38 protein-coding genes and 1 pseudogene are annotated in these 23,365 nt (G+C 67.9%); 37 read left to right on the top strand and 2 right to left on the bottom strand.

The genetic code is table 11. From position 1 onward, the window contains the following. The first annotated feature begins 48 nt into the window (after positions 1 to 48). Positions 49 to 438 (top strand): hypothetical protein, encoded by a 390-nt coding sequence (locus CD790_RS25870; RefSeq protein WP_144385750.1) that lies wholly within the window; start codon positions 49 to 51, stop codon positions 436 to 438. 880 nt (positions 439 to 1,318) lie between these two features. Here CD790_RS25870 and CD790_RS25860 read toward each other — a convergent pair. Both CD790_RS25860 and CD790_RS25855 read right to left on the bottom strand, forming a co-directional pair. Further along, positions 1,319 to 1,591, bottom strand: a complete 273-nt coding sequence (locus CD790_RS25860) for a hypothetical protein (RefSeq protein ID WP_144385749.1) — start codon at positions 1,589 to 1,591, stop codon at positions 1,319 to 1,321. A 695-nt stretch (positions 1,592 to 2,286) separates the two neighbouring features. Next, positions 2,287 to 2,835, bottom strand: a complete 549-nt coding sequence (locus CD790_RS25855; protein ID WP_186319235.1) for a GIY-YIG nuclease family protein — start codon at positions 2,833 to 2,835, stop codon at positions 2,287 to 2,289. A 183-nt stretch (positions 2,836 to 3,018) separates the two neighbouring features. On the opposite strand from CD790_RS25855, the gene CD790_RS25850 reads away from it, so the two are divergent. The 36 genes and pseudogenes from CD790_RS25850 (at position 3,019) to CD790_RS25685 (ending at position 23,268) form a co-directional block, all read left to right on the top strand. Then, positions 3,019 to 3,783: a GntR family transcriptional regulator gene (locus CD790_RS25850; protein ID WP_260867883.1), complete on the top strand. Its 765-nt coding sequence runs from the start codon at positions 3,019 to 3,021 to the stop codon at positions 3,781 to 3,783. A 145-nt stretch (positions 3,784 to 3,928) separates the two neighbouring features. Then, positions 3,929 to 4,159 (top strand): helix-turn-helix domain-containing protein, encoded by a 231-nt coding sequence (locus tag CD790_RS25845; protein WP_144385746.1) that lies wholly within the window; start codon positions 3,929 to 3,931, stop codon positions 4,157 to 4,159. A 150-nt stretch (positions 4,160 to 4,309) separates the two neighbouring features. Further along, positions 4,310 to 4,579: a hypothetical protein gene (locus CD790_RS25840; protein ID WP_144385745.1), complete on the top strand. Its 270-nt coding sequence runs from the start codon at positions 4,310 to 4,312 to the stop codon at positions 4,577 to 4,579. A 137-nt stretch (positions 4,580 to 4,716) separates the two neighbouring features. After that, the gene (locus CD790_RS25835; protein WP_144385744.1) at positions 4,717 to 5,079 is read left to right on the top strand and encodes a hypothetical protein; all 363 of its coding nucleotides are present in this window, start codon (positions 4,717 to 4,719) and stop codon (positions 5,077 to 5,079) included. After that, positions 5,076 to 5,270, top strand: coding sequence for a hypothetical protein (locus tag CD790_RS25830; RefSeq protein ID WP_144385743.1), 195 nt, complete (start codon positions 5,076 to 5,078; stop codon positions 5,268 to 5,270). The genes CD790_RS25835 and CD790_RS25830 overlap by 4 nt, the downstream gene beginning before the upstream one ends. 360 nt (positions 5,271 to 5,630) lie before the next feature. Then, entirely contained in the window at positions 5,631 to 5,804 is a 174-nt protein-coding gene (locus CD790_RS34840; protein WP_186319234.1) for a hypothetical protein, read from the top strand. Between the two features lie 83 nt (positions 5,805 to 5,887). Further along, complete coding sequence (locus CD790_RS25825; RefSeq protein WP_144385742.1) at positions 5,888 to 6,157, top strand: hypothetical protein; 270 nt, start codon at positions 5,888 to 5,890, stop codon at positions 6,155 to 6,157. A gap of 353 nt (positions 6,158 to 6,510) precedes the next feature. Then, positions 6,511 to 6,756, top strand: a complete 246-nt coding sequence (locus CD790_RS25820) for a hypothetical protein (RefSeq protein ID WP_144385741.1) — start codon at positions 6,511 to 6,513, stop codon at positions 6,754 to 6,756. A 19-nt stretch (positions 6,757 to 6,775) separates the two neighbouring features. Continuing rightward, positions 6,776 to 8,137 (top strand): hypothetical protein, encoded by a 1,362-nt coding sequence (locus CD790_RS25815; RefSeq protein ID WP_144385740.1) that lies wholly within the window; start codon positions 6,776 to 6,778, stop codon positions 8,135 to 8,137. Between the two features lie 44 nt (positions 8,138 to 8,181). Further along, positions 8,182 to 10,221 carry an FtsK/SpoIIIE domain-containing protein gene (locus tag CD790_RS25810; protein ID WP_144385739.1) on the top strand — a complete coding sequence of 680 codons (2,040 nt, stop codon included), beginning with the start codon at positions 8,182 to 8,184 and terminating at the stop codon, positions 10,219 to 10,221. A gap of 206 nt (positions 10,222 to 10,427) precedes the next feature. After that, the gene (locus CD790_RS25805) at positions 10,428 to 10,775 is read left to right on the top strand and encodes a hypothetical protein (RefSeq protein WP_144385738.1); all 348 of its coding nucleotides are present in this window, start codon (positions 10,428 to 10,430) and stop codon (positions 10,773 to 10,775) included. 209 nt (positions 10,776 to 10,984) lie between these two features. Next, complete coding sequence (locus CD790_RS25800) at positions 10,985 to 11,404, top strand: hypothetical protein (RefSeq protein ID WP_260867882.1); 420 nt, start codon at positions 10,985 to 10,987, stop codon at positions 11,402 to 11,404. Positions 11,405 to 11,419: 15 nt separating this feature from the next. Then, on the top strand, positions 11,420 to 11,602 hold the full coding sequence (locus tag CD790_RS25795; RefSeq protein ID WP_144385736.1) for a hypothetical protein: 183 nt from the start codon (positions 11,420 to 11,422) through the stop codon (positions 11,600 to 11,602). Then, a complete protein-coding gene (locus CD790_RS25790) occupies positions 11,599 to 11,841 on the top strand; it encodes a hypothetical protein (RefSeq protein ID WP_144385735.1) in 243 nt (80 codons plus the stop codon). Before CD790_RS25795 ends, CD790_RS25790 begins: the two co-directional genes overlap by 4 nt. 13 nt (positions 11,842 to 11,854) lie before the next feature. Beyond that, positions 11,855 to 12,073: a hypothetical protein gene (locus tag CD790_RS25785; protein ID WP_144385734.1), complete on the top strand. Its 219-nt coding sequence runs from the start codon at positions 11,855 to 11,857 to the stop codon at positions 12,071 to 12,073. 40 nt (positions 12,074 to 12,113) lie between these two features. Next, complete coding sequence (locus CD790_RS25780) at positions 12,114 to 12,419, top strand: hypothetical protein (protein WP_144385733.1); 306 nt, start codon at positions 12,114 to 12,116, stop codon at positions 12,417 to 12,419. Positions 12,420 to 12,454: 35 nt separating this feature from the next. After that, positions 12,455 to 12,643: a hypothetical protein gene (locus tag CD790_RS25775; protein WP_144385732.1), complete on the top strand. Its 189-nt coding sequence runs from the start codon at positions 12,455 to 12,457 to the stop codon at positions 12,641 to 12,643. Between the two features lie 20 nt (positions 12,644 to 12,663). Further along, complete coding sequence (locus CD790_RS34835) at positions 12,664 to 12,837, top strand: hypothetical protein (protein WP_186319233.1); 174 nt, start codon at positions 12,664 to 12,666, stop codon at positions 12,835 to 12,837. Positions 12,838 to 13,228: 391 nt separating this feature from the next. Continuing rightward, positions 13,229 to 13,879 (top strand): hypothetical protein, encoded by a 651-nt coding sequence (locus tag CD790_RS25770; RefSeq protein WP_144385731.1) that lies wholly within the window; start codon positions 13,229 to 13,231, stop codon positions 13,877 to 13,879. Positions 13,880 to 14,003: 124 nt separating this feature from the next. Then, the gene (locus CD790_RS25765; protein ID WP_144385730.1) at positions 14,004 to 14,249 is read left to right on the top strand and encodes a hypothetical protein; all 246 of its coding nucleotides are present in this window, start codon (positions 14,004 to 14,006) and stop codon (positions 14,247 to 14,249) included. Positions 14,250 to 14,470: 221 nt separating this feature from the next. Continuing rightward, positions 14,471 to 14,743, top strand: coding sequence for a hypothetical protein (locus CD790_RS25760; protein WP_144385729.1), 273 nt, complete (start codon positions 14,471 to 14,473; stop codon positions 14,741 to 14,743). Between the two features lie 93 nt (positions 14,744 to 14,836). Beyond that, positions 14,837 to 15,274, top strand: a complete 438-nt coding sequence (locus CD790_RS25755) for a glycoside hydrolase family 16 protein (protein ID WP_186319232.1) — start codon at positions 14,837 to 14,839, stop codon at positions 15,272 to 15,274. Positions 15,275 to 15,293: 19 nt separating this feature from the next. Further along, entirely contained in the window at positions 15,294 to 15,740 is a 447-nt protein-coding gene (locus CD790_RS25750) for a hypothetical protein (RefSeq protein ID WP_144385727.1), read from the top strand. Between the two features lie 35 nt (positions 15,741 to 15,775). Beyond that, positions 15,776 to 16,294, top strand: a complete 519-nt coding sequence (locus CD790_RS25745; RefSeq protein WP_144385726.1) for a hypothetical protein — start codon at positions 15,776 to 15,778, stop codon at positions 16,292 to 16,294. A 2-nt stretch (positions 16,295 to 16,296) separates the two neighbouring features. After that, complete coding sequence (locus tag CD790_RS25740) at positions 16,297 to 16,797, top strand: hypothetical protein (protein WP_144385725.1); 501 nt, start codon at positions 16,297 to 16,299, stop codon at positions 16,795 to 16,797. Positions 16,798 to 16,811: 14 nt separating this feature from the next. Continuing rightward, positions 16,812 to 18,728, top strand: a complete 1,917-nt coding sequence (locus tag CD790_RS25735) for a hypothetical protein (protein ID WP_144385724.1) — start codon at positions 16,812 to 16,814, stop codon at positions 18,726 to 18,728. Further along, positions 18,719 to 19,012, top strand: a complete 294-nt coding sequence (locus CD790_RS25730) for a hypothetical protein (protein WP_144385723.1) — start codon at positions 18,719 to 18,721, stop codon at positions 19,010 to 19,012. The genes CD790_RS25735 and CD790_RS25730 overlap by 10 nt, the downstream gene beginning before the upstream one ends. Before the next feature lie 117 nt (positions 19,013 to 19,129). Next, positions 19,130 to 19,837 carry a glycosyltransferase family A protein gene (locus CD790_RS34830; protein WP_186319231.1) on the top strand — a complete coding sequence of 236 codons (708 nt, stop codon included), beginning with the start codon at positions 19,130 to 19,132 and terminating at the stop codon, positions 19,835 to 19,837. After that, complete coding sequence (locus tag CD790_RS25725) at positions 19,837 to 20,703, top strand: NAD-dependent epimerase/dehydratase family protein (RefSeq protein ID WP_186319230.1); 867 nt, start codon at positions 19,837 to 19,839, stop codon at positions 20,701 to 20,703. The genes CD790_RS34830 and CD790_RS25725 overlap by 1 nt, the downstream gene beginning before the upstream one ends. Positions 20,704 to 20,729: 26 nt before the next feature. Beyond that, complete coding sequence (locus CD790_RS25720; RefSeq protein WP_144385721.1) at positions 20,730 to 21,092, top strand: hypothetical protein; 363 nt, start codon at positions 20,730 to 20,732, stop codon at positions 21,090 to 21,092. Beyond that, entirely contained in the window at positions 21,085 to 21,321 is a 237-nt protein-coding gene (locus tag CD790_RS25715) for a hypothetical protein (RefSeq protein ID WP_144385720.1), read from the top strand. The genes CD790_RS25720 and CD790_RS25715 overlap by 8 nt, the downstream gene beginning before the upstream one ends. Further along, on the top strand, positions 21,318 to 21,629 hold the full coding sequence (locus CD790_RS25710) for an HNH endonuclease (protein WP_144385719.1): 312 nt from the start codon (positions 21,318 to 21,320) through the stop codon (positions 21,627 to 21,629). Before CD790_RS25715 ends, CD790_RS25710 begins: the two co-directional genes overlap by 4 nt. A 4-nt stretch (positions 21,630 to 21,633) precedes the next feature. After that, positions 21,634 to 21,834, top strand: coding sequence for a hypothetical protein (locus tag CD790_RS25705; RefSeq protein WP_144385718.1), 201 nt, complete (start codon positions 21,634 to 21,636; stop codon positions 21,832 to 21,834). A gap of 337 nt (positions 21,835 to 22,171) precedes the next feature. Then, positions 22,172 to 22,456 (top strand): CGNR zinc finger domain-containing protein, encoded by a 285-nt coding sequence (locus CD790_RS37000; RefSeq protein ID WP_144385716.1) that lies wholly within the window; start codon positions 22,172 to 22,174, stop codon positions 22,454 to 22,456. 366 nt (positions 22,457 to 22,822) lie between these two features. Continuing rightward, positions 22,823 to 22,945, top strand: a pseudogene (locus CD790_RS36995) (HNH endonuclease); the annotation flags it as partial. Then, positions 22,921 to 23,268, top strand: coding sequence for a hypothetical protein (locus CD790_RS25685; RefSeq protein WP_144385715.1), 348 nt, complete (start codon positions 22,921 to 22,923; stop codon positions 23,266 to 23,268). The pseudogene CD790_RS36995 and the gene CD790_RS25685, both read left to right, overlap by 25 nt. The last annotated feature ends 97 nt before the right edge of the window (positions 23,269 to 23,365 follow it).

Here is a 23,365-nt window from a genome sequence, read left to right as displayed (position 1 = left end):
AACGGCGAGCCTCCCCAGAGCCTGCCAGCCCATCGATAGCTATCAGGCATGCACAGAGACTTCGACCTGAGTTTCGAGCTCAGAGTCGCCCTGACCGACCACTACGGCCGTAAGAGCGAATGGCCCCACGGCCTCAACATCGCCCGCGACCTCCTCGTTGCCATGCCCCTGGCATGGCCCGACGAGCTCGCCCGATTCCTCCGCTGCTGCCAAGAAGCCAACGCCCACCACCGCGAACACGGCCGTCACCAATACTACGAACACAGCCTCTCTCGCAGCCTCATGCGAGAGTACGGAACCGAGAACGACCCCGACCGCAACGCGGCCTACAACATCTACCGCACCATCCGCACCATCGCCGGCGAACAAGCAGCCGACCAACTCCTCGAGTGCACCCTTCAAGTCCTCACAGAAGCAGCCGAGCTGGCCACGACGTGACGCAGTCCCCGCCCGAAACCCAGGCGGGGCCGTGTGAGTGCGTCGGCTACGCAGCGTCGGGGGGAGTCGCAGCGCGCAGCTACGCCTCCACCGCCTCCGACGGGCCTATCGTCCGCGGACAGTGACGACAGTACTTCGACCGCAGCCAATCCGACCGCTCAGTCTCCCGTGACGCCGACCGCTGCCGAAACAGCACCACCGAGCCCACAGCAGCAGCCAACAGCACCACCCCGACCGCCACCCCCAACGGCTCACGCGTCAACAACAACAGCACCGCCACGGCAGCCAGGAGCGCCGACACCCCGTAACGCGCCTCATACGCCGCCGGCTGCGCCAACTTCCCCTTCAAACCGGCGCCCGGTGGCAACGAATCCCAAAACGCGGGCAAATCCACCACCTGACTCGACTGACTACACCCCGGACACACAACAGCCACCAACGACCCCCTCCAGGCAGACAAGCCAACAGAGTGCCCTTACGGGCTAGAGGCGCACCAGGGCACAACCAGACAAGCCGACAACCGGGCAGCAAAGCCACCCGGCCGCCAACCTCCAACTCGATCAACCCTTCAAGCGATCAAGCAGGCGAGCCGACTTCGGCCGAGGAGGATTCCGCCACGCCGGATCATTCACCGGAGCCGCCTTGAAATCCGCCGCCCAAAGCCGACGACCCAACCGCCGCTCCAGGCAGCCGATACACAACAGCCCCTCCGGCCCCATCCCCGCCGCCGACCACACCTCATCCAACACCGAGTAATACTCGTCCCGCGTATCCACACCGCAGTCCGCGCATCCCCACGGCAACAGCTCCCGAGCCGCCAACATCCCCGGCCACAACAGCCTCTCCAGGCGCTCCGCAGGAGACCTCCGACGCCACAGCTTCACGACACCACCTCGACCGCTGCCACCGACGACGGCAACGCCGGCAAGCTCACCCCGAGCGCCTGACCCAGCAAGCCGCGAGCCAGCACGTCCCACTCGTCCGTAGGGCACCCCGACGGCGCCACCAGGACCAGCCGCTCCTCGAGCCGGAACACCGCGCCGAAGAACGACTCGTCCGCGATCCCCGACTCGACGAGCTGCACCTCCAGGTCCGCCAGCAAATCCGGCAGAGGTGCCGACAGTAAACGGGCAGGGGACATCGCTACACTCATCGTGCAGTCCTTTCGTGAGAGTTGGGGCTTCACGATCAGCGAGGTGATGACTCGCTGATCGAACCGGCCGGGCGGGTGATGACCGCCCGGCCGCTCGCGCTTCCAAGCCAGTCTGCCGCAGGCTGATGCGGACACTAACTGGATCAGGCAACGCATCCATAGACGCGTTAGGGTGGGGCTGACCAGCGAAGACGCAGGCCACCGGCTATCAGCGATCAACGTCTGACGCACATCTCAAACACCTCTCACACATCCCTGCAGACCAGCCAGGCAAGCCAACGTGGCCCGAAATCGACATGGCTGGAACCTGCGGATCGACGGACTCCACCCCGCTGATCACTGCCCCGACCGGGGGCTCCACTCCCCGGCCGTTGCGCTGTCCGGAATCGTAAGACGAACAGACCGCGACCCGGGGCGACGTAGATCGGATCCGGCGCCCTCCGAACAGCCCCGGAATGGCCCGCACCAGACCGTGCGTGACACATAAGAGTTGAACTGACCAGGGGATTCGACCTCGCGGACCCCTCCGTGAACAGCCACGTCTTTCAACGGCTTTCAGGCGGTCAGAGCGAGCCTCGGCGAGGATCAGAGAGCGGGGCGAGGCCCGGAAACTGGCCGAAAACAGGTGCTGGGCCGGCCGGCGTCGACGTCGCTGTTGAACAGGTTTGACGTTGGCGGGGTCCGAGCCCTTCTCGCTAGCGGGCTGCCTGGCGGCCTGGGGCTAGTTGACGGTTGGGGCGCTTGACGGGCCCGCCCACGGAGACGAAGGTCCCGACGCCCGGCAACCGCTCGATCAAGCCCTCGTTTATAAGCTCGCGGTAGGCAAGGTCCACAGTGGTCCTGCTAACGCCCGTGGCGGTGGCCAAGCCTCTCCAGGGCGGGAGCCTGTCGCCGTGCTGCCAGCGACCAGTCTCGACTTCTGCGCGGATCAGGGCTGCCAAGGCGCGCGCCTTGCCTCGCCCAGGCTGGATCTGAGGCCAAGCGGCACCGTCGAACGGGGCGGGGCGGTAGTTGTGGACCCCGTTGAACTTGGGGCGGCCCTCAAGGATGGCTTCAGCCTCCGCCGTTAGTGCGTCGCGCCAGGAGACGTTCAGCCAGGTGAGGTCCTTGCGGTCCACTTGGCTCCACCACCATTTGAGGAGGGCGTGCCTCTCCCAGCGCGCCTCAGGATCGGTAGTGATCCCGATGTAGAGCAGGCGGTCCTCGGCGTCGTAGAGGCGGTACAGCGCGGTGCGCTCGGGCATGCGTGGCTCCTCTCGGGCAGGCGTAGCCCGGTCCATCGAATGCGTGCTGTCACGCATCGACTACGAAGCCACCGTATCGCTTTAAAGCAATCGAGCGCCAGGGTTGGGCGCTGGTCGTCTCCGTTGCGGCGCGTTGGAGCAGGTAGCGTTGCTCTAGAGAGATTCAGACCCGGAGGAGGGCATGTGTCACGTGAGGGCGGCGCACCGCCGAAGTACCGGCAGATTGCCGACGACCTGCGTAGGCGCATCGACAGTGGAGAATTCCTGCCCAGTGGCAAGCTTCCTGCTGAGAGGAAGCTGATCGAGCAGTACGCCGAGACGTCGAAGGCGCAGGGCACCATCCGGCAGGCTCTCGCCGTCCTCCGCGACGAAGGCATCATCGAGTCCCGCGTCGGCTCCGGCGTTTACGTCCGCAGCTGGCGGCGCATCGTCCGCAACGCCCTCGAGCGGCTGTCTGCTGAACAGTGGGGCGAGGGTAGGTCCGTCTGGGAGGTTGATGTCGATGACCGGCGCCTCGAAGTTGACGGGGTTCAGGTCGAGCAGTTGCCTGTGGATGCGGGGATCGCTGAGGTGCTCGGGATTGAGCCGGGCTCTCCGGTCGTCCGGAGGGATCGCCGGTACCTCGTGGAGGGCGTGCCGGTAATCCGGTCGACGTCTTTCGTTCCCGAAGACCTTGCGCGCGGTACTCGGATCACTCAGCGCGACACGGGTCCGGGTGGCATCTATGAGCGGCTAGCCGAGGTCGGACACAAGCCGGCCCGGTTCCGGGAGGACTTGCAGTGTCGGATGCCGTCTGCCGTCGAGGTTGAAGATCTGAAGATGCTTCCGTCCACGCCAGTGGTCGAGATGGTGCGGTACGCCTTCGACTCGGCCGGCAGGGTGGTCGAGGTGAACCGAATGATTCTGGACGCTTCCCGCTACCTGCTCCGGTACGACTTCCCTGCCTGACCTGCATGTATCTTGCCCCCGCCCATTCCGGGCGGGGGCTTTTCGTTGGCTTGAATTCTCCAGATTGCTTTGAAGTACTTGCAGGCACTTCAAAGCAGTGCTGTCATTGGATTGTCCACCCCAGTCGACCGCAGGGGAGCACCCAGTGACGTCCGCTTCTGCCGCTCCCGCGAGCGGCTTTCTGACTACCGGCCAGGCCGCTGCCCGGATCGGCGCCAGCGCCCAGTACGTGCGCACGCTCATTCACGGCGGCTGCCTCGAGGCGATCGACATCAGCAAGGGCAAGCGGCCGAGCTTTCGCGTTTCGGAAGCGGCCGTTGTGAAGTTCCTCGCCGAGCGCGCTGTCGGGTCGTCCTCTGAGGCCCCGGCCGCCTAGCGCCAGAGCCACGGCACGCGCTGCGCCGCCAGCCTGACTCCCTCGATCCGCCGTGCCCGCGGGGTCTGCCCCCCGTCCGCCTCGCGGGCACGGCTCTCTTCTCGACCTTCGTCCCTGGTTCGACTCAACCCGAAAGGACTCGAAATGTTCATGAATGTTCTTGCCGACGCGGATGAGGCTGCGGTCTCCGAGCTGGCTCGCCAGCGTCGCTCCCGTGTGCGGGTTGTCGATGTGGTGTCGGACGACGTGGCTCGTGCGTCGATCATCACCGCCTACGTGGCGTGCCGTGCGGCCGGCGACCACGCCGGGGTGACGGACGCGATCCTGGCCGCGATGGCCTACGACGAGGAGCACTCGGACGAGCCGCGTCTGATGGACGAGATCCGTGCCGTTCAGGGCGGCGCCGGGGCGGTGGCGTGATGGCGTCCGAGGTGCGTGAGTTGCCTGCGGGTGACCTTCGGAGTCGGCCGAGGCTGGAGGAGATCGCGCAGGGTCTGCGGCGCCGGGGTGAGCAGGCCGAGGTTGTGCATGACCCGCGCAGGGGCGTGGTTCGGATCATGTCCGGGGAGCGGTTGGTGCGTCTCCGGGCGATGCTCGCGGAGTGGCATGAGACGGCTGAGAGGAATGCCGCGCGGGGGTTCCCGGTGGATCCGCAGTTGGGGATCGAGTTCGGGGATCTGCTGGAGGAGGTGCGGTGCCGGAGCAGCCAGGTGTGGATGGGGCTGGCGCTGGATCTGTCGTCGGCCGGCCGTGAGGGCGACGTGTTGTGGCTGCGGTTCTCGAATCTCGGTGGGCGGGACTCGTTCGTTGAGGCTGGGGGCCGGCAGGTGGTGCAGACGGTTCTGGCGGAGCGGTTTCGGTTGGCCTGGTGGGTGCAGGCGGTTGTGCCGTCTGTCGAGGGCGCGGGGGCGGGGTCGTGAGCGCCACGGACCCGGGCCTGCTGGCGGAGATCGGCGCCGCGCTGGGCGGTGTGGATCCGGTGGCGATGCTGGTCGCGGCGACCGATGAGGTGTTCCTCGGCTGGTGGCCTGCGGACCTGATGGACATCGTCCGGCGGCCGTATGAGCCGGGTGCTCTTGCGGCTTACGCGCAGCGGGGGAGCGGGTCGTGAGTTTCGGCGGCAGGTCTCGTCGCGGGTTCGTCGTCTACAGCGGGCCGTGTGGCGGGGGCAAGCACAACTGGTCGTGCAGCTGCGGCGAGGTGGGGGTGCCCACCGTGGATGAGCAGCTGGCTGACGAGGGCGCCCGAGCCCATGCGCAGCGCTGTCGGGGTCAGGCCCGGCACGAGCAGGGCGGGGCGCGTCGTGGATGAGCCGGAGCCGCAGCACGACTGGGCGCGTGACCAGAACCCGGATGAGATGCCGCCGTTGCCGCGGCGGGACCCGGGCGGGTCTCTGTAGCCCGCCGCCGTTCGAGAGTCGCCCATTCATCACTGATCGATAGGAGGAGCCGTGTCGAGGCACGCTGCTGAGATGGTCGCCGCTGCTATCCGCAATGTAGAGGAGGCGGTTGCGGAGTTCGGGTCGCGTCACCCGAAGGCCGTCGCCGCTCTGAACGATCTGCGGGTTGTCGAGAACGCGGCCCTGGCGACCGGCACGACCGATGCCGAGGTCGTCGACGCCCGCCGACGCCTGTTCGGGGACTGACGGCTGCCTGTCCCGCCCGGTGACGCCCGGGCGGGGCGGGGAGCCTGTCAGTCCGGCAGGCCGACCCAAACAAGGGGATCTGTATGAACGTGCTGCACAAGCACATCATCCGCGGGCAGGTCGTCCTCGGCAGGGACATCTTGCGCTGCCCCAAGTGCCGCCGGGACAAGGGCCTGACCCTCTACGGCTACCTCGGCAAGAAGCCGCGCGTCACCTGCCCGTGCGGCGCCGACTTCATGGCGCCGCCGCCCTTCGATCAGCCGTGGCTGCTGGAGCAGCTCGCCCCTCAGGGCACCTCGGCGGCCACCAGGTTGTCTGTCGGTCGGGTGCCCGACCCGGGGCGCTTCACCTGACGGTTGCCCGATCCGCCGGTCTCGTACCGGCGGTGAGGGGAATCGCGCCAGTGCTTCCAACCACCACACCAGGAGGAAACGTGTTCAAGCGCCGTTCTGAAAAGGCTGCAGCAGAGCTTGCGGCCAACGAGGCCGCCTTCTAGGGCCGCCTTCGTGAGATCAAGGCGCGTGGCGAAGAGGACCGTCGGAAGGCCATGAAGGCGAAGGACCGCCGCGCTCACGACCTCTGCCCGTGGTCGACGGGCGTCGCCCTGGATGACTGACCGGTTGCCCGATCCGCCGGTCTCGTACCGGCGGTGAGGAGAGCTGGCCAGCCCCACTTCTTGATCTTCATCTTCGCTGAGGAGCCTGTTGTGAGTCTTGCGTTCCAGATTGCTCTCGGGCGGGCGCGGGTCGCCGTGATGGTCGCGGGCCTGGCCTGGTTCGTCGGCCTTGATCCGCCGTGGTGGCTGCGGCTGATGATCGCCGCCCTCGTAGTCGCCTCCCTGATCTTCGATGGGGCGATCGACGACCAGCGGATCACCCGAGCCGTCCTCGACACCAAGCCTCCGCCCGTCGCAGCCAGCCCACCACCGACCGCCCACGCAACCACCCACTGATCTCGAAAGGACGAACACCGTGACTGCGACCGCCAGCCCGACTCAGGTGAACGGCTCTGCGCCGCCCCGCCGCCTGCCCGTCATGGGGGACTGGCGGCCCATAGAGTTCGATTCCCCGGCCGAGAAGCCCAAGGTCGAGGCCGCTGCACCGGCCGAGCCCGCCCCCAGCGAGACCATGCCCCCCGCGCCCGACCCGGTCGCGGAGGCCGAAGCCGCCGCCATCCGGGCCCGCACCGAGGCCGAGGTGGAGGCCCGCCGCCGCCAGGCCAAGGCTGAAGCCCAAGCCACCCTGATCAAAGCCCGAGAAGAGGCCGAGAAGCAGCGCCTCGCGAACCGACGGGCCGCCATGGCCCTCGAAGAGAAGGAAGCCGCCCACCTCACGAAGCTTGCCGCCGAGAACGCCGAGCGTGAGGAAATCGAACGCAAGGCTGCGGAAGCCCGCAAGGCGCACGAGGCGGAGCAAGCCGCTGAGGAGCAGAGGGCTGAGTCGGTTGCCGAAGCTGACGAGAAGTGGCGCCAGTACGCGATCCGCTTCGCGGTCGTCTGCGGCATCGTGGCCCTCCCAGTCCAGATGGCCGCCTTCTACAACAAGGACGCCCTGTGGATGCTGGCCGCCCCGCTGATGCTTGAAGGCGGCGCGTGGGTCGTCCATCGAGGGGCCGCTGCGGCAGCAGCAAACAGCCGGCCGACCTGGCACTACCGGGCCATCGTGTGGCTGCTCGCTTTCATCGCGGCCGGCATCAACCTCTACCACGGACTCCACGCGTTCGACCCCGGCACGGCCATCGGGACCGCGTTCGCAAGCATCGCTGGCCCTGGGGTGTGGGACCTCCACGAGAACGGACGGATCCGGAAGCGAGACGGGAAGCAGACCCGCCGCGAGCGCAAGGCGGCTGAGAAGGCGGCCAAGCGGATTGCCGCCGAGGAGGCCGCGGAGAAGGCGGCCGCTGACAAGGCTGCGGCGGAGGCGGCGAAGCAGCTTGCCGAGGACCGCAAGAAGCTCTTCTCGAAGGTGTGGGAGCACGCCGTGAAGCTCGCCGCGGACTATGGCGAGACGGGTGTCACCGAGGCCATCTGGAAGCAGGCCAAGATCGACGTCGAGGGTGCGCCGCCTGGCGAGTCGGCGGACGTCATCCGCATGCGGAACGCGGCCGAGGCGAGGGTCGAAGCGGCGCGCCAGAACAAGCCTGTCAACACCCTCAACAAGGCCAAGAGCGCGCAGGTCAATCAACAAGTGCCCCCTCGCTCGCGACGCGGTCATGTAGGGGGCCCGAAGGCGCGCGGAGTGCGACGTCCGAACGATTCCCAGAAGTACAGCAGCGGGGCCCGAAACCAGATGTCCATCGCTGCCAAGAGCGGCCTGCGCAAGGAGGCGAAATGACTATCCCGGCCGCCCGCCCGCACGAGTCTGGGGAGGGCCCTGCCATGACGACCGCACCCGACCATGTTGACCGTCCGACGCTGAGCCTGGTGAAGGACGAGCCTGAGCGGGCGGCGCCGGTGGAGGGGGTAGTCGTCGAGTACGGCGGGGGTGAGGTGGCCCGGCCGGACTGGGCCCTCTCCCGTGCCAGCCTCGCCGCCCGCGCCCTCGGTCGGATCCCTGCCGGCTACCGTGCCCTCGGCCGGCGGTGGCTGGATGCCCGGCATGACGACTACCCGCAGATGATCCACTCCGCGCGAGCCGAGCTGAAGGCCGCGAAGGGTGACACCGATGCCGAGAGCCGCGCCAGGAAGCTTCTCGACGAGCGTCGTGGCGCCTACCGACTTCACAAGCGCTGGCACTGGGTCAAGACCAGCGGGTGGGGGACGGTGGGCATGGCGGGTGGCACCACCGGTGCCGTCGTTGGCGGCCCTTGGATTGAGATCCTCATGGGGCTCGGTGTGCTCGCGGTCGGCGCCTGCCACGGGCGGCCTGGCAAGGACAGCGATCAGGACCCGGATGTCTCCGGCTACGTGGAGGTCATTGCGTCCGAGCCGGGCACGGTTGCCCTCAGCGAGGAGCGGCTCGCCGAGGCGATTCACAGCATCGGCTTCTCGGGCAAGATCCGTGTCCTGTCCGCCACGCCCTGGGGTCCGGACCGCACGGCGACCATCGTGTTCGATCTGCCCACCGGCGTCACAGTCACCGCTCTGAAGCGGAAGGAGGAGGCACTGGCTGCGGCGCTTGGCCTCGACTCGTCGATGATCGACATCACCAAGGCGGGCGCCGCCGGCCGCCCGTCACTGTGGATGACCGACGCCGACCCGTTCGAGAAGCCCCGCCCGTCGCCGCTGCTGACCATGTCCGGTGGGCTCGACGCCTTCAAGGACGGCGTGCCCGTCGCGTGGAACAAGCGCGGCATCACCGTCAACATGGTCATCAACAACAGCTCATTCGTCATCGCCGGCATGACCCGCTCCGGCAAGGGCGTTGGCGCTGCCAACCTCGTCGCCGGCGCCGCGATGGACCCTCGGATCAATGTGCGGGTCGTCGCGGGCAAGACCAACGGGGAATGGGATGCCTACGCCAAGGCGGGCGTCGCGGCCACGTACTTCAAGCCCAACCCGGAGCGGCTCCTCGCTCTGCTGAAAGCCCTGATTGCCGACATGGACCGTCGTAACAAGCTGCTCGGCCAGCTGGGCAAGTCGAAGCTGACACCGGAGTCCATCAGCCAGCTCGGCGGGATCGAACTGCTCGTGATCGATGAGGTAGCCACCTACACTCGGCCCGGGTTGCCACTACGCGACGAGATCCTCGAAGCCCTGATCAAGCTGTCCGCAGTGGCTGCCGGCGCCGGCATCCTCCTCGTCCTGATCACTCAGTACCCGGAGGTCGACGTCCTGCCGCAGGCGTTGGCGATGAACTGCGGCACTCGTTGGGCCATGCGCGTCGACAATGCCACCCAGTCCAACGCGATCCTCGGCGGCAGCGCCTCCAGCAGCGGTCGGGACGCGTCGAAGTTCGACCCGCCGATGCCTGGCCTGGGATGGCTGGTCAATCCGTTCGCCGGGGTCACCGACAAGGCCCGCAGCTTCGACCTGGACGAGGACGAGCGCGGGGAGCTCACGCAGCTGATGCAGCGTGCCGCAGACCTACGCGAGTCCGCGGGGCGACTGGTCGGCCAGTGGGACGACCCGATCGAGCAGTACCTCCTCAACGCCACGGGGTTGTCCTCGGCCGCGGGTGGCCCCAAGTGCAACGGCGAGCCGGGCCGGGAGCTGCTTCAGATGACTCCTGAGCACCGAGCACAGCTCGACGCCGTGACTGGCGCGCTGGCCGCGATGGACCAGCTCGGCCGTGGTGCTGCTCAGTTGGACGAGATGGCTTCGATGATCGACGGTATGTCCGCAGAGCGCCTCGGCGAGCTCCTGCGGGCGGCCGGCGCGGGCGGCACGGTCAAGGTCACTATCGAGGGCCGCGGTCGCGTCAACGGCTATCGGCGCGAGGACATCGCTGACGCCGCGAAGTACCTCCAGGGCGACTGATGCTGCCCGGACACCCCCGGACACTGCCCTAGTTCATCCCGATATATCCCCTGGTCAGAGGCCGGACAGAGGGCGGACGGTAGCCGGACGTGACCCGGGCTCCGTCCACCTCCTGTCCGGGGCCTGTCCGTGCGCCCGTCCGCCGGACAAACCGCAACAAACCATCCCGCCGTCCATTGCAGTCCAGAGCCCGAAGGAGAACCGCGTTGACCGCCTACGAGCGCACCAAGGCAGGTAAGAAGAACTTCCTCCGCGACCTCGTCCCCGGCAAGACCTACTACTCGATCACCGAGCTCGTCCAGCCGTGGGGCAACGAGCCGGCCTACGAGACGTGGGTGTTCAAGAAGTCCCGGCTGTGGGTCGGCGTGTGCGGCCACATGTCCGCCGAGGCCGTCCTCGCCAACTACGGGCCGCTCTACGACACCCAGCCCGTCGGCATGCGCGGTGTCAACGACAGGTCCGGCGCCGGCTACAACCCCCACGACAACAACGGCCGCGGCTACGAGATGCACCAGCGGGCCCTCGCCGGCCGCCGACGGGCCGGTGCCCGATGAACTGCGTCAACGCCCGCCTGCGCTGCACGAGCTGCGCCGAGTAGTCCGGGGCGCCCCCTCCCGCCTGGCAGCCATCGGGGGCGCCCCATCCACCCACCCGACCGCCATGCGGCAGGAGGCATGACGAGATGACCACAACGATCAAGCAGAGGGCAAGTCGGCAGCCCGTCGTCGGCTTGGACGCGCGGCTGGCTATCACAGGCGCAGCCATGAGTGTCCGTCTCGAGGAGGCGGGGCTGGCCTTCGAGGTCAACACCGCGCACATCCCCGCCAGCCCCGCCCTCATCCCCGACCGGCCGCTGCCCGCGGCCCCTGCGCCCCAGCCTTACCAGTACCGGACGCCGATCGCCGGCTGCCTCCAGCGGGCCCACACTCGGCTCGCGACGGGCGGATGGTGCGCCGGGCTCCGCGATGAGAAGGGCGCGGTGTGCCTCGTCGAAGCGATCCGCAAGGAGGCCCGCACCGCCGGGGAGGCGGTCGATGCTTGCGCGTTCCTCCTCGACGTGATCCGCGCCGCCTTCCCCCACGCAGAAACTGTCCCGTCCTGGAACGACCAGCAGCGGGACCCGCGCCGCCCGCTCCGCGTCCTCGACCGCGCCGCTCGGGCCGCCGACGCCCGCGGCATCTGAAGGAAGGAACCTCGAATGCCCAAGCCGAAGTACATCCTCACCGCCACCTCCCGCACCGGGAAGCCGGTCAATCTGATTACCGGCAAGCCGACCGACTCCATCAACGTCTACGACGACGCCGACCTGCAGCGCCGACTCGCCGCCGCCGAGAACGACCCTCGCGACCTCCACGTCACCGTCGAGGAGATCCGCCGGTGAACATCACCATCGACCGCCGGGGCCGCGCCCAGAAAGCGGCGAAAGCCCGTCTCCAGGAGATAGCCGACCGTGCCGGACAGCTCGTCACCGGCCCGCTCGGAGGACGCCTCCCGCACACCGACTTCGTGCTCACCGACGCAGCCGGCGTCGCCTCCATCGCAGAAGACATTGCCAACACTCAGCGCGAACACCCCGACGCTCAGATCGTCGCTGTCCGATACGCCGGCCCCGCCTACTGAAGAGGAGACGGTTATGACCTTCGAGCGCATCAGCAAAGTCATGGAAGCACCCGACGGGGCCTTCGTGTACGCGCAGGCAGACCACGCCACAGGCCAGTTCCGGGTTGTCTGCTCCAGCTGCACCGAACTGCAGAAGACCCCCTACAACAGCTCCGCAGGAGCCATCCTCGCCGCCTCCTACCACGCCGAGCACGACGCGAATCAGCGGCACGTCCCCACCAAGACCAAGTGAACCGGGCACCAGTGAGCAATTCGACTGAAGGGATCTACTCATGAGCTGGACCATCTCCAACGGAACGACCGAGATCCGCCGCTCCTACAGCAGTATCGACTATCTCGGCCAGCAGATCGCCCGCGTCCTGAAAGGCAGCGATTGGCGGACCGTGAGCCCTCTCTTCGCCCGCCGCACCGACTGCTATTTCGACGTCAGCCCCCGCGATGCCGGGCGCATGGCGAGCAGCCTCCGCAAGGCCGCCGGTCACCGGCTCATGCCGCCCGACTGGGCGAAGCTCGCGGCCGAACTCGCCAACGCTGCACAGTGCGCCGCCGCCAGCCGGCAGCCCTGGGAATGGCGATAGCCGTGGCTGCTCGCATCGAGTCGAAGGGACCAACCGTGAACAAGAAGCTCGCTGCGGCCCTCGCCCGCGACGATGCGCGCGAGGAGGCAGGCATGCACGCCGACGACCGCGAGACCTGCTGGACCCACCAGTGCTGGGCCACCGAATGCGAGAACCAGCACCGGCGCCCGACAGCCGGGCAACTGCTCGCCGAGGCCCGCGAACTCGACCGCATCCGCCCGTAGCCGAAAGGAAGGACACCGTCATGTACAGCGTCGAGGAGAAAGACCTCGTGGGCATGAAGGGCAGTCTCATCCCCGTTCGCGTTCTCGCCGACAACGGCGTCACAGCGCGCGTGATCACCAAGAGGGCCGGAGTCCACGTCACCGGAGACCAGATTTTCGAGGTGCCGTCCGGTGCACTCCGGGACGACGGGTAGGTGCTCCGCCGTCTCGGCCCCGCCCGGGATCCGGGCGGGGCCTACTCGCGCTCGTTGCGGAGGGGGAGCTGGTCTGGGGTTCGGGCGCGGGCCATCCATCGCGACCGGCCTGGTAGCTCCGCTGGCCGGCCCAGAGGCATCGCCCCCAGCAGCCGGCACAGGCGCGCCAACTCGCGCTCCACTTGAATCTCAGTGTCCGCCTGGACCGTAAACACCACACCCATACCCGCAGTGTGCCCCTACCGGATTCCGCGCGTCAGGGAATCCGGTCGAATTCGACCCGAACTGCGGCGTCATCAATCCGAACACGGCTTGTCGGGATGCGAATGCACAATGGCTTCAGCGCCACCCCTCGCACCGTCGCACCACCCCGCGCCACCGAGGAGCCCCCGTGCACCAGGCCGACACCGCCGCCGCCGAGTACGACTGGCCCACCTGCACCGCATGCAGTCGAGACCTCCGTTACGACGAACTCGGGCGAATGGCCTGTCGGCTCTGCCAACGCCGCACCGACGAACACCTCGCCGCACTCGCCGGCGAGCACGGCTTGTACGCCGCACTCCACGGAGCACTCGCCCCAGGCCGCGCCACCATGGACGGACGTGTCTCCGGCAGCCGCACCGCGCCTCTTCCTCTCCGCCTCGAACCCCTCAACCTGTCCGCGCGCGGCGGCGTCGTCACCATCCTCCAGACATGGCTGATCGACTGGCATGAAGCCCTCGGCTGGAGACATCCTCGCTGGGAAGGCGACCTCCAGCAGCAATGCGACCAGGCCGTCAAGGCGCTCCGGAACAATCTCGAATGGGCCGCGACTGAGCACCCCGCATTCTCCGAATTCGGTGCCGAGGTCTCCGCTCTCACCCGGGCCTGTCGGCGTCAGGTGACAGGGGAACCGCCAGAGCGGCGGATCGCCGTCCTGTGTGCCTGCGGGGCGACGCTTCGGGTGACCATCTCCACGCCCGGGGCCCGCTGCTCCTGCGGCGCCCAATACGGCCGGACCGAAGTCCTCGAACTGCCCCTCGCGCTGCGAAACGCCGCATAGAAACCGATGGTTGCAGGCGCCGTGTAAATATGTCACAGTGCCCTCAACGGAACACCACTGTGTCCGCAGCCCATTCAAGCCCCCAGCTTCCGGCCGGGGGCTTTCTGTATGCACGGGGGTGAACATGCGCCCCAGCGAGCTCTACAGCGAAGACCTTGTCTTCGCCCACGAAGCCGAAGCCGAGACCGGAGTGCCGCAGGCCGTCATCCGCCAGTGGGCCAGGCGAGGGAAGATCCAACGCTTCCCCGGTGACGGCCGGCTCACCGGAAACGGTCACGAGTACAAGACCATGTACGCCCTCCCTGAGATCCGCGCGCAGGCCGCCAGCTACAAGCCCACACCGCAGCGCGCACCGAAGCGCGCCGCCTGATGCTCCTCGCGGGCTGGTCGAGCGCGCTGGGTGGTGGACGCTCCCGCCCGCGAGGATCAACGCCTGCCAGCCCGGCAGGCCAGGGGTAGCCGGCACGCCCCCATGCCACGGCGCCCCACACCCGCCCGGTCGGCTGTCGTCGGCCGGGCGGCCCCATTCGCCCCCGCTCTGGCGTTACCACACCCTCCGCCGGAGCGGGGGCCACCCGAAGCGAGGTGCCCGTGCGCCGCCTCGCTGTCGTTCTCTTCTCCACGGTCCTGCTGGTCGCGGCGACCGTCACCCCGGCCCAGGCGGCGCCGCAGTGGAAGCTGCAGTTCGCCGACGACTTCAGCACCCCGGTCCCGCTCGGCGCGTTCTCCGACTGCAACCACAACGTCGACACGCCCCGCGCCTACTGCAGGGGGCTGACCGGCAGCACCCGCTCCAACTGGTGGGCCTACCCGCGGCAATGGCCCGACACGGCGACGCAGCGAGGCTTTGCGGTCGGGGGCTGATATGACCCGGCATCGACGGTGTGGATCTCCCGAGGCCAGATGCATATCCGCATGTGGCGCGGCCCTTACGGGCCTGTGCACTCGGCCGCGGTCGTGCCGAAGAAGCTCATGGGGCAGCGCTACGGCAAGTACGAAGAGCGCTTCCGGGTCTCCAAGCCGGCTGTCGGTTACAAGAGCGCGCATCTCCTCTGGCCCGTGGTCAACGACGGCTGCTCCGAGATCGACTTTCCTGAACTCGAATGGACCGAGACCATCGCGGCCTTCACGCACCCATCGGATTGCAGCCGCCAAGACGCCTTTGACACCGGCCGACGGTGGACCTCCTGGCACACGTCGACGATCGAGTGGAGACCTGGGTGCGTGCGGTACTTCCTCGACGGCCGGCTCGTGGGGCAGTCCACACGCGGCATCCCAGACCGGCCCATGACCTGGGTTCTACAAAACGAAGCCGCCCTCAACGGCGACCGGGCCGCCCCGAACTCCTGGGCTCAGATGGACATCGCATACGTCAAGGGCTGGACCTGGGGCTGAGCCCGGAAGGAAGATCAAAATGGCGAACATCGTCTTCAACGCAGCCCTGGGAAAGATCGCCCATCTAGCCTCCCTCCCCGCCACCAACGACGCGCTCATCGCCGTGCCCATCGAGACGAGCGGCATCGTGTCCGACGCGACGATGCGCGACTACGACACCCTCGCCGACCTCCTCGCCGGCGCCTCCAACGAGCAGACCACCATGGGCCGCAAGACCCTCGCGTCGGTCACCGTGACGGTCGACGACACCAACGACAGGGTGGCCGTGGACTGCGCCGACATCACGTGGACCGCCGCCACCGGCAACGCGATCAGCGCCCTCGTAATCTGCTACGACCCCGACACCACCGGCGGCACCGACTCCGATTTGGTGCCGCTGACCAAGCACGATGTCTCGTTGACCCCAGACGGCAGCGATATCACGATCACCGTTGCGGACTTCTTCCGCGCCACCCCCTCCGCCTGACCATGCCCTCCAGTGCTCGGTACACCAACACCTCTGTGTCGGCCGCCAACGTCAGCGGCTTCGAAATCTCGGCAGGAAACTGGGCGACCGGGCCGCAAGCCTCAGCTGCAGTTCAGTCGACGGAGCAGGCGCACGAGGGCGTCAACTCGCTGAGAATCACACGATCAGCGACGGCATCCGGCTACCTCGTCGTCTGCGGTAACGCTGACTACCCAGTCGCAGCCTCGACCAGCTACATCCTTGACTACTGGCTCTACTGCACTGCTGCGGCCGGAGTCCTCCGCATCGACACCGACTGGTACACCGCCGCCCAGGCATACATCAGCACCACCACAGGCACCAGCATCAACGCCGTCCAGAACACGTGGACCCACGCCGGGCCCACCACCATCTCCTCGCCAGCCACCGCCGCGTTCGCCCGACCGGCCCTGATCTCCGCATCGGGTACGACCACCGGCGACGTGATCTACCTCGATGAGGTCTACCTCTACCAGCGCCAGTGGCGGCACCAACTTCAGCTGCCCCAAGGCATGAACCGCGCTGCCGGGAGGTGACCGTGGCCCTCTACATCGCCTACAACGCCCCCTTCGACGCAACCACTGGCGTCACCGCTGGTACCCAGTACACGACCGGCGCCAAGTGCGCCATCCAGCTCGCCACCCCGAGCACGGTGCTTCTGCGTATCGTCGAATACAGCGTCAGCTTCAACGGCTCTGCCGCCGCCACCCCAGCCACCGTCACGCTTGTCCAGGCCGGCGCCGCATCCACGATGAGCACCGCCCACACGACCAGCACAGTCGTCGCGATCGGCGACAGCAGCAAGACGTCGAGTCTGACCATGGGGACGACCGCGACGGGCTACGGCAACGGCTCCATAACCACGAACACCACCTCGAAGGAGTTCGACGCCCAGTTCATCTCGCCGACCGCCCAGTTCGTGAAGCAATGGCCGCTCGGCAGGGAGCCCGTGCTTCCCGCGTCGTCGTTCTGCCAGCTGCGGATCAACACCAGCGCCACGGTCAACGCCCTGGCCTACATCGTGTTCGAGGAGTGCTGAGCCAGGGGTGACTGATGGCCCGACTTGGGCGAGGACGCCCCGCACGCGCATACCTGATCACCAACCGGCCCAGGATCGCTGCCGCCACGGTCGCCCTCAGCACCGGTAGCGAGACCAACAGCGCCCAGCCCCTGTCCCGGACCAAGACCGCCCAGCTCGGCATCGCAAACGACAACGAGGCAGGGCAGGCACTCGCGTGGAGCAAGAGGACCCAAGCCAGCGCCGCGACTGAGGACAGCACCGCCCAGCCGCTCGCCACGGGCAAGACCGTCAGCCTGACCGGTGCGCAGGCAACCGAAACAGCCCTCCCGCTCACCGCGGTCAAGAGCCTCTCGGCCGATATCGCTGAGGAGGTCGGGGCCGCTCAGGACCTCGGCCGCCCGATCGGCCAGCTGGTCGACGACTTCGACGACAACGTGATCGACACCGAGTTGTGGGCCCACAACTTCGGCACCGTGACCGAGGCTGGCGGACGGGCCCGGGTCGCCTGCGACTCCGGCTTCAACGCCTACAGCAGCAGCCGCTCCTGGACCCTCGCCAACTCGAAGGTCCACGTTCGCGTGTATCCCGCGATCGGCGCCACCGCGGCTGCCCAGGTCCTCGTCATGTCCGGCATCGTCGGGACCGACATTGGCTTCGAGATCAACACGGACATCGGCGTCTTGGCGATGTTCAGCCGCGTCGGCTGGGGCGACCCAGATGCCGTCTACATCGTGTTCAACGCCACCGACCACGCGTGGCTGCGGCTTCGCGAGAACGCCGGCACCGTCTACTGGGAGACCTCACCCGACGGCTCGACCTGGACCGTCGGCCGCTCAGACACCTCCCCGGACTGGCTCGCCTGGACCATCCTCGAGTACCAGCTCATCACCCACCGCGCCGCCGGGACCGACGACTTCACCGAGTTCGACAACGTCAACATCCCCGTCGGCCAGCTCGTGACGCTCGGGACCGCCGACGAGGACGACGCCGCCCAGGGCATCACGGCTCGGAAGACGATCGCCCTCACTCCAGCCGTCGAATCCGGCGCCGCCCAGACGACCGAAGCAGCGAAGTCGACTGCTGCCTCCCCGGCGGGCGAAACGGACGCGGCCACCGGGCTTGGACTCCAGAAGCAGGCCGCCACCACTGCCGCCGCGGAAATCGGTGCCGCCCGGGCCGTCGGCACCATCAAGACGACGAGCCTCGCCCCAGCAGTCGAGAGCGGTGCCGGCTTCAGCCTGAGCACGGTCAAGGCCGCCTCAGTCACGCCCGCGGCCCAGACCGACACAGCGCAGGCGCTCACCGGCACCCGCACCTATCCACTCGGCACCGCGACCGAGACCGGAACAGCCCAGGCGCCAGCCACGACAAAGACCCGATCGCTCACCGCGGCGGGCGAGACCACTGAGAGCCAGACCCTCAGCCTGGCCGGCGGCATCACCACCGTCGTCGAGACCGACAACGCCCAGCCTGTCGGCAGCAGCAAGGCCCTCCACCTGCTGGCCGCGGTCGCCACCGACACGGCAAGGCCCGTCGGGCAGCACAAGGTCGTTATCCTCGGCACCGCCGTCGAGGAGGGCGAGGCCTGCTTCCTTGCTCGAGCCGCGGGCCTTGCGACCGCAGTCACCCACGAGTTCGCGCAGCCCCTCGCCGCTGGCAAGCGTCACGCACTGACCCCGGCAGCCGAAGCCGGCACGGCGATCCCTGTCGGCCATGGCCCCGGAGCCCTGCTGCCCGCGGTCGTCATCGAGCAGCCCAGGCAGCTCGGCCGGGCGAAGACCCTCGCGCTCACCGCGGCCGTCGAAACCGGCGCCGCTCGACCACTGCGCGGCGACGACCTCGACCACCACGTCGGCGAAGCGAGACTCGGCTGGGCTGCCAGCCTCAGCACCGGCCGCTGGACCACGAGCCCGGGCGGACGCTGGGAGGTGAGCGACCCGTGGATCTAGCCACCACGTCGACCGAGTACGTGCACGTCAGCGTCACCGCAACCAGCGGCGGCGACCCCGTCAACCTGACCACCCCGCCGCGACTCGCCTTCCTCACCAGTCGCAGCAACCCGGCAGACGGAGACTGGCGCACCGGCGAATGGAGCAGCGGCGCCGCTCGACTCCTCGTCGGCCCAGACGGCGGCGCCATCGAACTCGCGCCCGGCACCTACTGGACCTGGGCCACCTGGGAAGCCGGCGCCGAAACCCCCGTCTACAGGGCCGGCCGCATCCGCGTCTACTGACACAGGAGGCACGATGCAGGAACCCTGGCGATCAGCACTCGCCTTCATCCTCGTCATCGGAGCCATGCTGCTTCTCCTCCGCCTCTTCGAGATCATCTGAGAACGGAGGCCCGCGCCATGACCGACGACCTGCTCGTCATCATCCCCACCCGCGGCAGACCACAGGCCGTCCCCCAGATCATGGCCGCCTGGGACGAAACCGGGGCCACCGCCGACCTACTCTTCTGCGTCGACAAAGACGATCCCGAGCTCGCTGCGTACAAGCAGCAGGCCAAGGCGATGGAGTCTGACAGTCGAGTCCGGTTCGTGTTCTGGACCCGCAAGCGGCTCTGCGGCACCCTCAACCAGGCCGCAATCAAGAACGCCGACTCCTACCGATTCCTAGCGTTCATGGGCGACGACCACCGGCCGAGGCCCGCAGACCGCCCCTGGGACGAGCGTTTCCGTGAGTGCCTCTCCGGCGGGCCCGGCATCGTGTACGGCAACGACCTCCTCCAGGGCGAGAACATGCCGACCGCCGTGGCCATGACCTCGGACATCGTCACGACGCTCTCGTACATGGCGCCCCCGCAGCTTGTGCACCTATGCCTCGACCTGTGCTGGCTCGATTGGGGGAAGGGCATGCAGCGGATCACCTACCTGCCCGACGTCGTCATCGAGCACCTGCACCCGGCCGCCGGGAAGGCGACCGTCGACCAGGGCTACCAGGAGGCCAACAGCGCCGAGCAGGTGACCACCGACTCGGCCGCCTACTACGAGTACCGCGACGGCGGCGGACTCGAAGCCGACCTGGCGAAACTGCGCAAGCTCGTCACGGAGACGTGATGGACGTCCTCCTTACCGGGCACCGCGGCTTCGTCGGGCGCCATTTGCACCAGGCACTGGATGGCCGCGGCTGGCACGTCACCGGAATCGACATCGCTGACGGCCACGACGCCCTCGACTTCTTCCGCACCGACGACCGCCGGTGGGACCTCGCGATTCACTGCGCCGCCATCGTCGGAGGCAGGGCATCCATCGACGGAAGCCCGCTGGGTGTGGCTACGAACCTGGCCCTCGATTCCTGGTACATGCGTTGGCTGATCCGCACGAGAACGCCCAGGGCTGTGTACTTCAGCTCCTCTGCTGCGTACCCCATTGGACTTCAAGGCCCTGGGCTCGTGCGCAGGCTGTACGAGGAAGACATCAGCCTGGACTACCCGGAAGAGCCTGACGCTAGCTACGGCTGGGCGAAGCTGACGGGGGAGAAGCTCGCCACCTACGCGTCCGACGAAGGCTGCCGCATTCTCATCCCCAGGCCGTTCAGCGGCTACGGCGAGGACCAGGCCGACGTGTACCCGTTCCCCGCGTTCATACAGCGAGCGGCACGGCGTGACGACCCCTTCGAGATCTGGGGCGACGGCAGCTCAACCCGCGACTGGATCCACATCGACGACCTGGTCGGCGCCACCCTCGCCGCCGTCGATCAGGGCGTCACCGGGCCGGTCAACCTCGGTACCGGCCGGGCTACCTCGTTCGACGAGCTCGCCCGGCTCGTCACCACCGCAGCTGGCTACCAGCCCGCGCTCAAACACCGAACCGACGCACCCCAAGGCGTCCACCACCGCGTCTGCGACCCCAGCCGCATGCTCGCCTACTACCAGCCCCGCGTCACCCTCGAAGCTGGCATCGCGCGGGCGCTGGCAACCTGATCCACCTCACCGGGAAGGCCCGCGCCATGGCCCGCATCCAGATCCTCGAACTCCTCGAAGGCGCCGACGATGAACGGCCACCCTTCGTACTCGTCATCGACCAGGTCCCGACCGGGGAGGCTGCGTTCGAAGCGCTCCGCCGCGACCTCAACGGCGGAGACATCGCCGAACGGATCGGCGCCCGCGCCGTCCTCGTCTTCGAAGACACCATCGATATCCCCGCCAACTGGGTCGCCACCAGCAGCGACGGCGGACTCGACCTCGGCAGTGCCCAGCTCCGCGTCGACGCCGACCTCGCCGGATTCGAAGATCAAGTCGCGACTGCCATAATCAACGCCAACCGGAGAGCAGCCGAGGTCATCCGATCAGGCGGCACCACCAATGACTGACCAGCCCATCGGGCAGCTAATCGACACCATCGGCGTCACCGCAGACCTCGACCAGGGCGATCTCGTCACAGACGCCCTCGTCATCCTCAAAGTCCTCCAGCCCGACGGATCCATCGCCCTCAGCATCGGCACCACCGACACCCGCGACTGGATCACCCAAACCGGCCTCCTCCACGCCGCGCTCGAAGCCGCAGAAGGACGCCACAGCCGCACCGGAGACGACGAATGAGCGGGGGCTGGAAAGGCAGTCAGCGCCGATCACGACTCCCCTCGAACTGGCGCAGCGAGATCCGCCCCGCCGCACACGCCCGCAACCCCGACCACATCTGCCACATCTGCGGCCAGCCCGGCGGCGACTACCTCGACCACATCAAGCCCGGCGACGACCACAGCCTCGACAACCTCGACTGGGCCCACGACCGCGTCCCACCCCACTGCCACCGCTACAAGTCAGCACGCGAAGGCCACGCCGCCCAGCAATCCAAGCCGCGGCCCGGACGCAAGCGGCCCGACGAGCCCCACCCTGGACTGAGGTGAACCCGTGCCCGCCTACCTGATCCGACACAAAGGCGGGCCAAGCGGAGACGCGCTCATCGAAGACCCCCACCTCGCACTCGCCTGCACCGGAGAATGGGCCGTCTTCACCGACGACAAAGGCGCCAGCTTCGCCATCCCCGCCCACCAAGTCGCCAGCATCGAGCGCATCGACCCCGATAGCGAGGGGCCCGCGCTGGAAGGATGAGAAGTCATGGCCGGCAAGCGGAGCACAGGCAGCCGCAACCGCGGCAACGCCGAGACGCTACGTCGATACTGGAGCACGGGAGGCGCAGGCGGAGCACGCATCCGCTGGGGCACACGAGGAGACTGGTCAAGGTGTAACCGCCTGCTCAGCCGGTACATGGGCGCGAGGGCGAAGGGGTACTGCCAACTCATGCACATCCGGTCGACTGGGGTGGCGACTGGGTCTCGACTCAATCCCGGAAGGCGGCGGCGGTAAGCCGTCCCACTTGGGATGATGAACCCGGGCGACGGCGGCAACCGTCCCGGGGCCATGGACGACCTGACGAAGGCATGCCGACGTGACACAACCTACCCTCAAGCAGTGCGAGACGTGCGGCGGGACCTTCGAGGACCGACACCGCGCGCAGATTCGACGCTTCTGTAGCCCGCGGTGCAAGGGGCGCGCTGCCGCCCGCCGTCGTACTGGCTCGACGGCGCAAGACCGCCCGAAGGTCACCAGCTGCCTCACCTGCGCCGAACTACTCATTGGCCGGTGCTCCAGCACGCGGTACTGCAACGAAGCCTGCTGGCGTCGCTGGAGGGATCGAGAAAAACGCGGAGCTCCTACTCAGGACTCGACCTAACCGTGCCCACTGTGCGGCGGAAGCGTCCCGCGGGTCGCCACGAAGCGGCGTCGCTTCTGCTCGAAGCGCTGCTGTGAGCGCTTCTATACACGCAGGTTCACGGCCAAGAGCCGCCCAGTTCTGCTGCGTCGATGCCTGGTCTGCGCGGAGGACATACCGCCCTCCGTGAACCTTCGGCGGAAGTACTGCACACAGGAGTGCACGAACCGGAGGCAACGGTCGCCGGAAGTCGTCTTCCAGTACGTGCACGCGCGACGCGCCAAGCTCGTTGGGGCCACAGCCAACCCGCTCCCGAAGCGGGTGCTGGCCCGCATTCGAACGGCGCCGTGCACCTAGTGTGGCGGCCCAGGCGGAACCGTCGATCACGTTGTCCCACTGAGTCGGGGCGGTCGCCACGCGGAAGGCAATCTTGCTCCGGCATGCAAGCCCTGCAACAGCAGTAAGTCCGACAAGCTGCTCATCGAGTGGCTGATCATGAAGCGCAACTGACCCGATATCGGAGTCGCACACCGGGGATCAGGAAGCTGCACGTCACGCCGGTCGGTGACCTGGGCGACCACGACACCAGCACCACCGAACCCGACTGCGTGTGCGACCCCGAGGTCAGGCCAGTCACCGGCGATGACGGGTCGATCGGCTGGCTTTGGTCGGTGCGGTCAGGTCCGCTGTCCAGAGTGCGACGTCGCGCTGCCGATCGCGATGGTTGCCAAGTCGCCGATTCGCGAACGCGACAAGCTGATCATCAACCCGGTCTGGCCGACGTGATCACGCACGCCTGGACCCGCGAGACCCGTGATCGGCCGGATCAGTGATCCACCACTTCAAGATCACCTGGGGGGTGATCTTGCTCCCCCTGATCAGCACCATCGGGGCCGTGTTCACGCTGCCAGTGGCTACGGGTCTGGGGGT

The organism is Streptomyces sp. SAJ15 (genome assembly GCF_007595705.1).
Classification (GTDB): Bacteria; Actinomycetota; Actinomycetes; order Streptomycetales; family Streptomycetaceae; genus Streptomyces.
The sequence above is the reverse complement of the archived record's forward strand: the minus strand, read 5'-3'. Positions and strand labels throughout refer to the sequence as shown.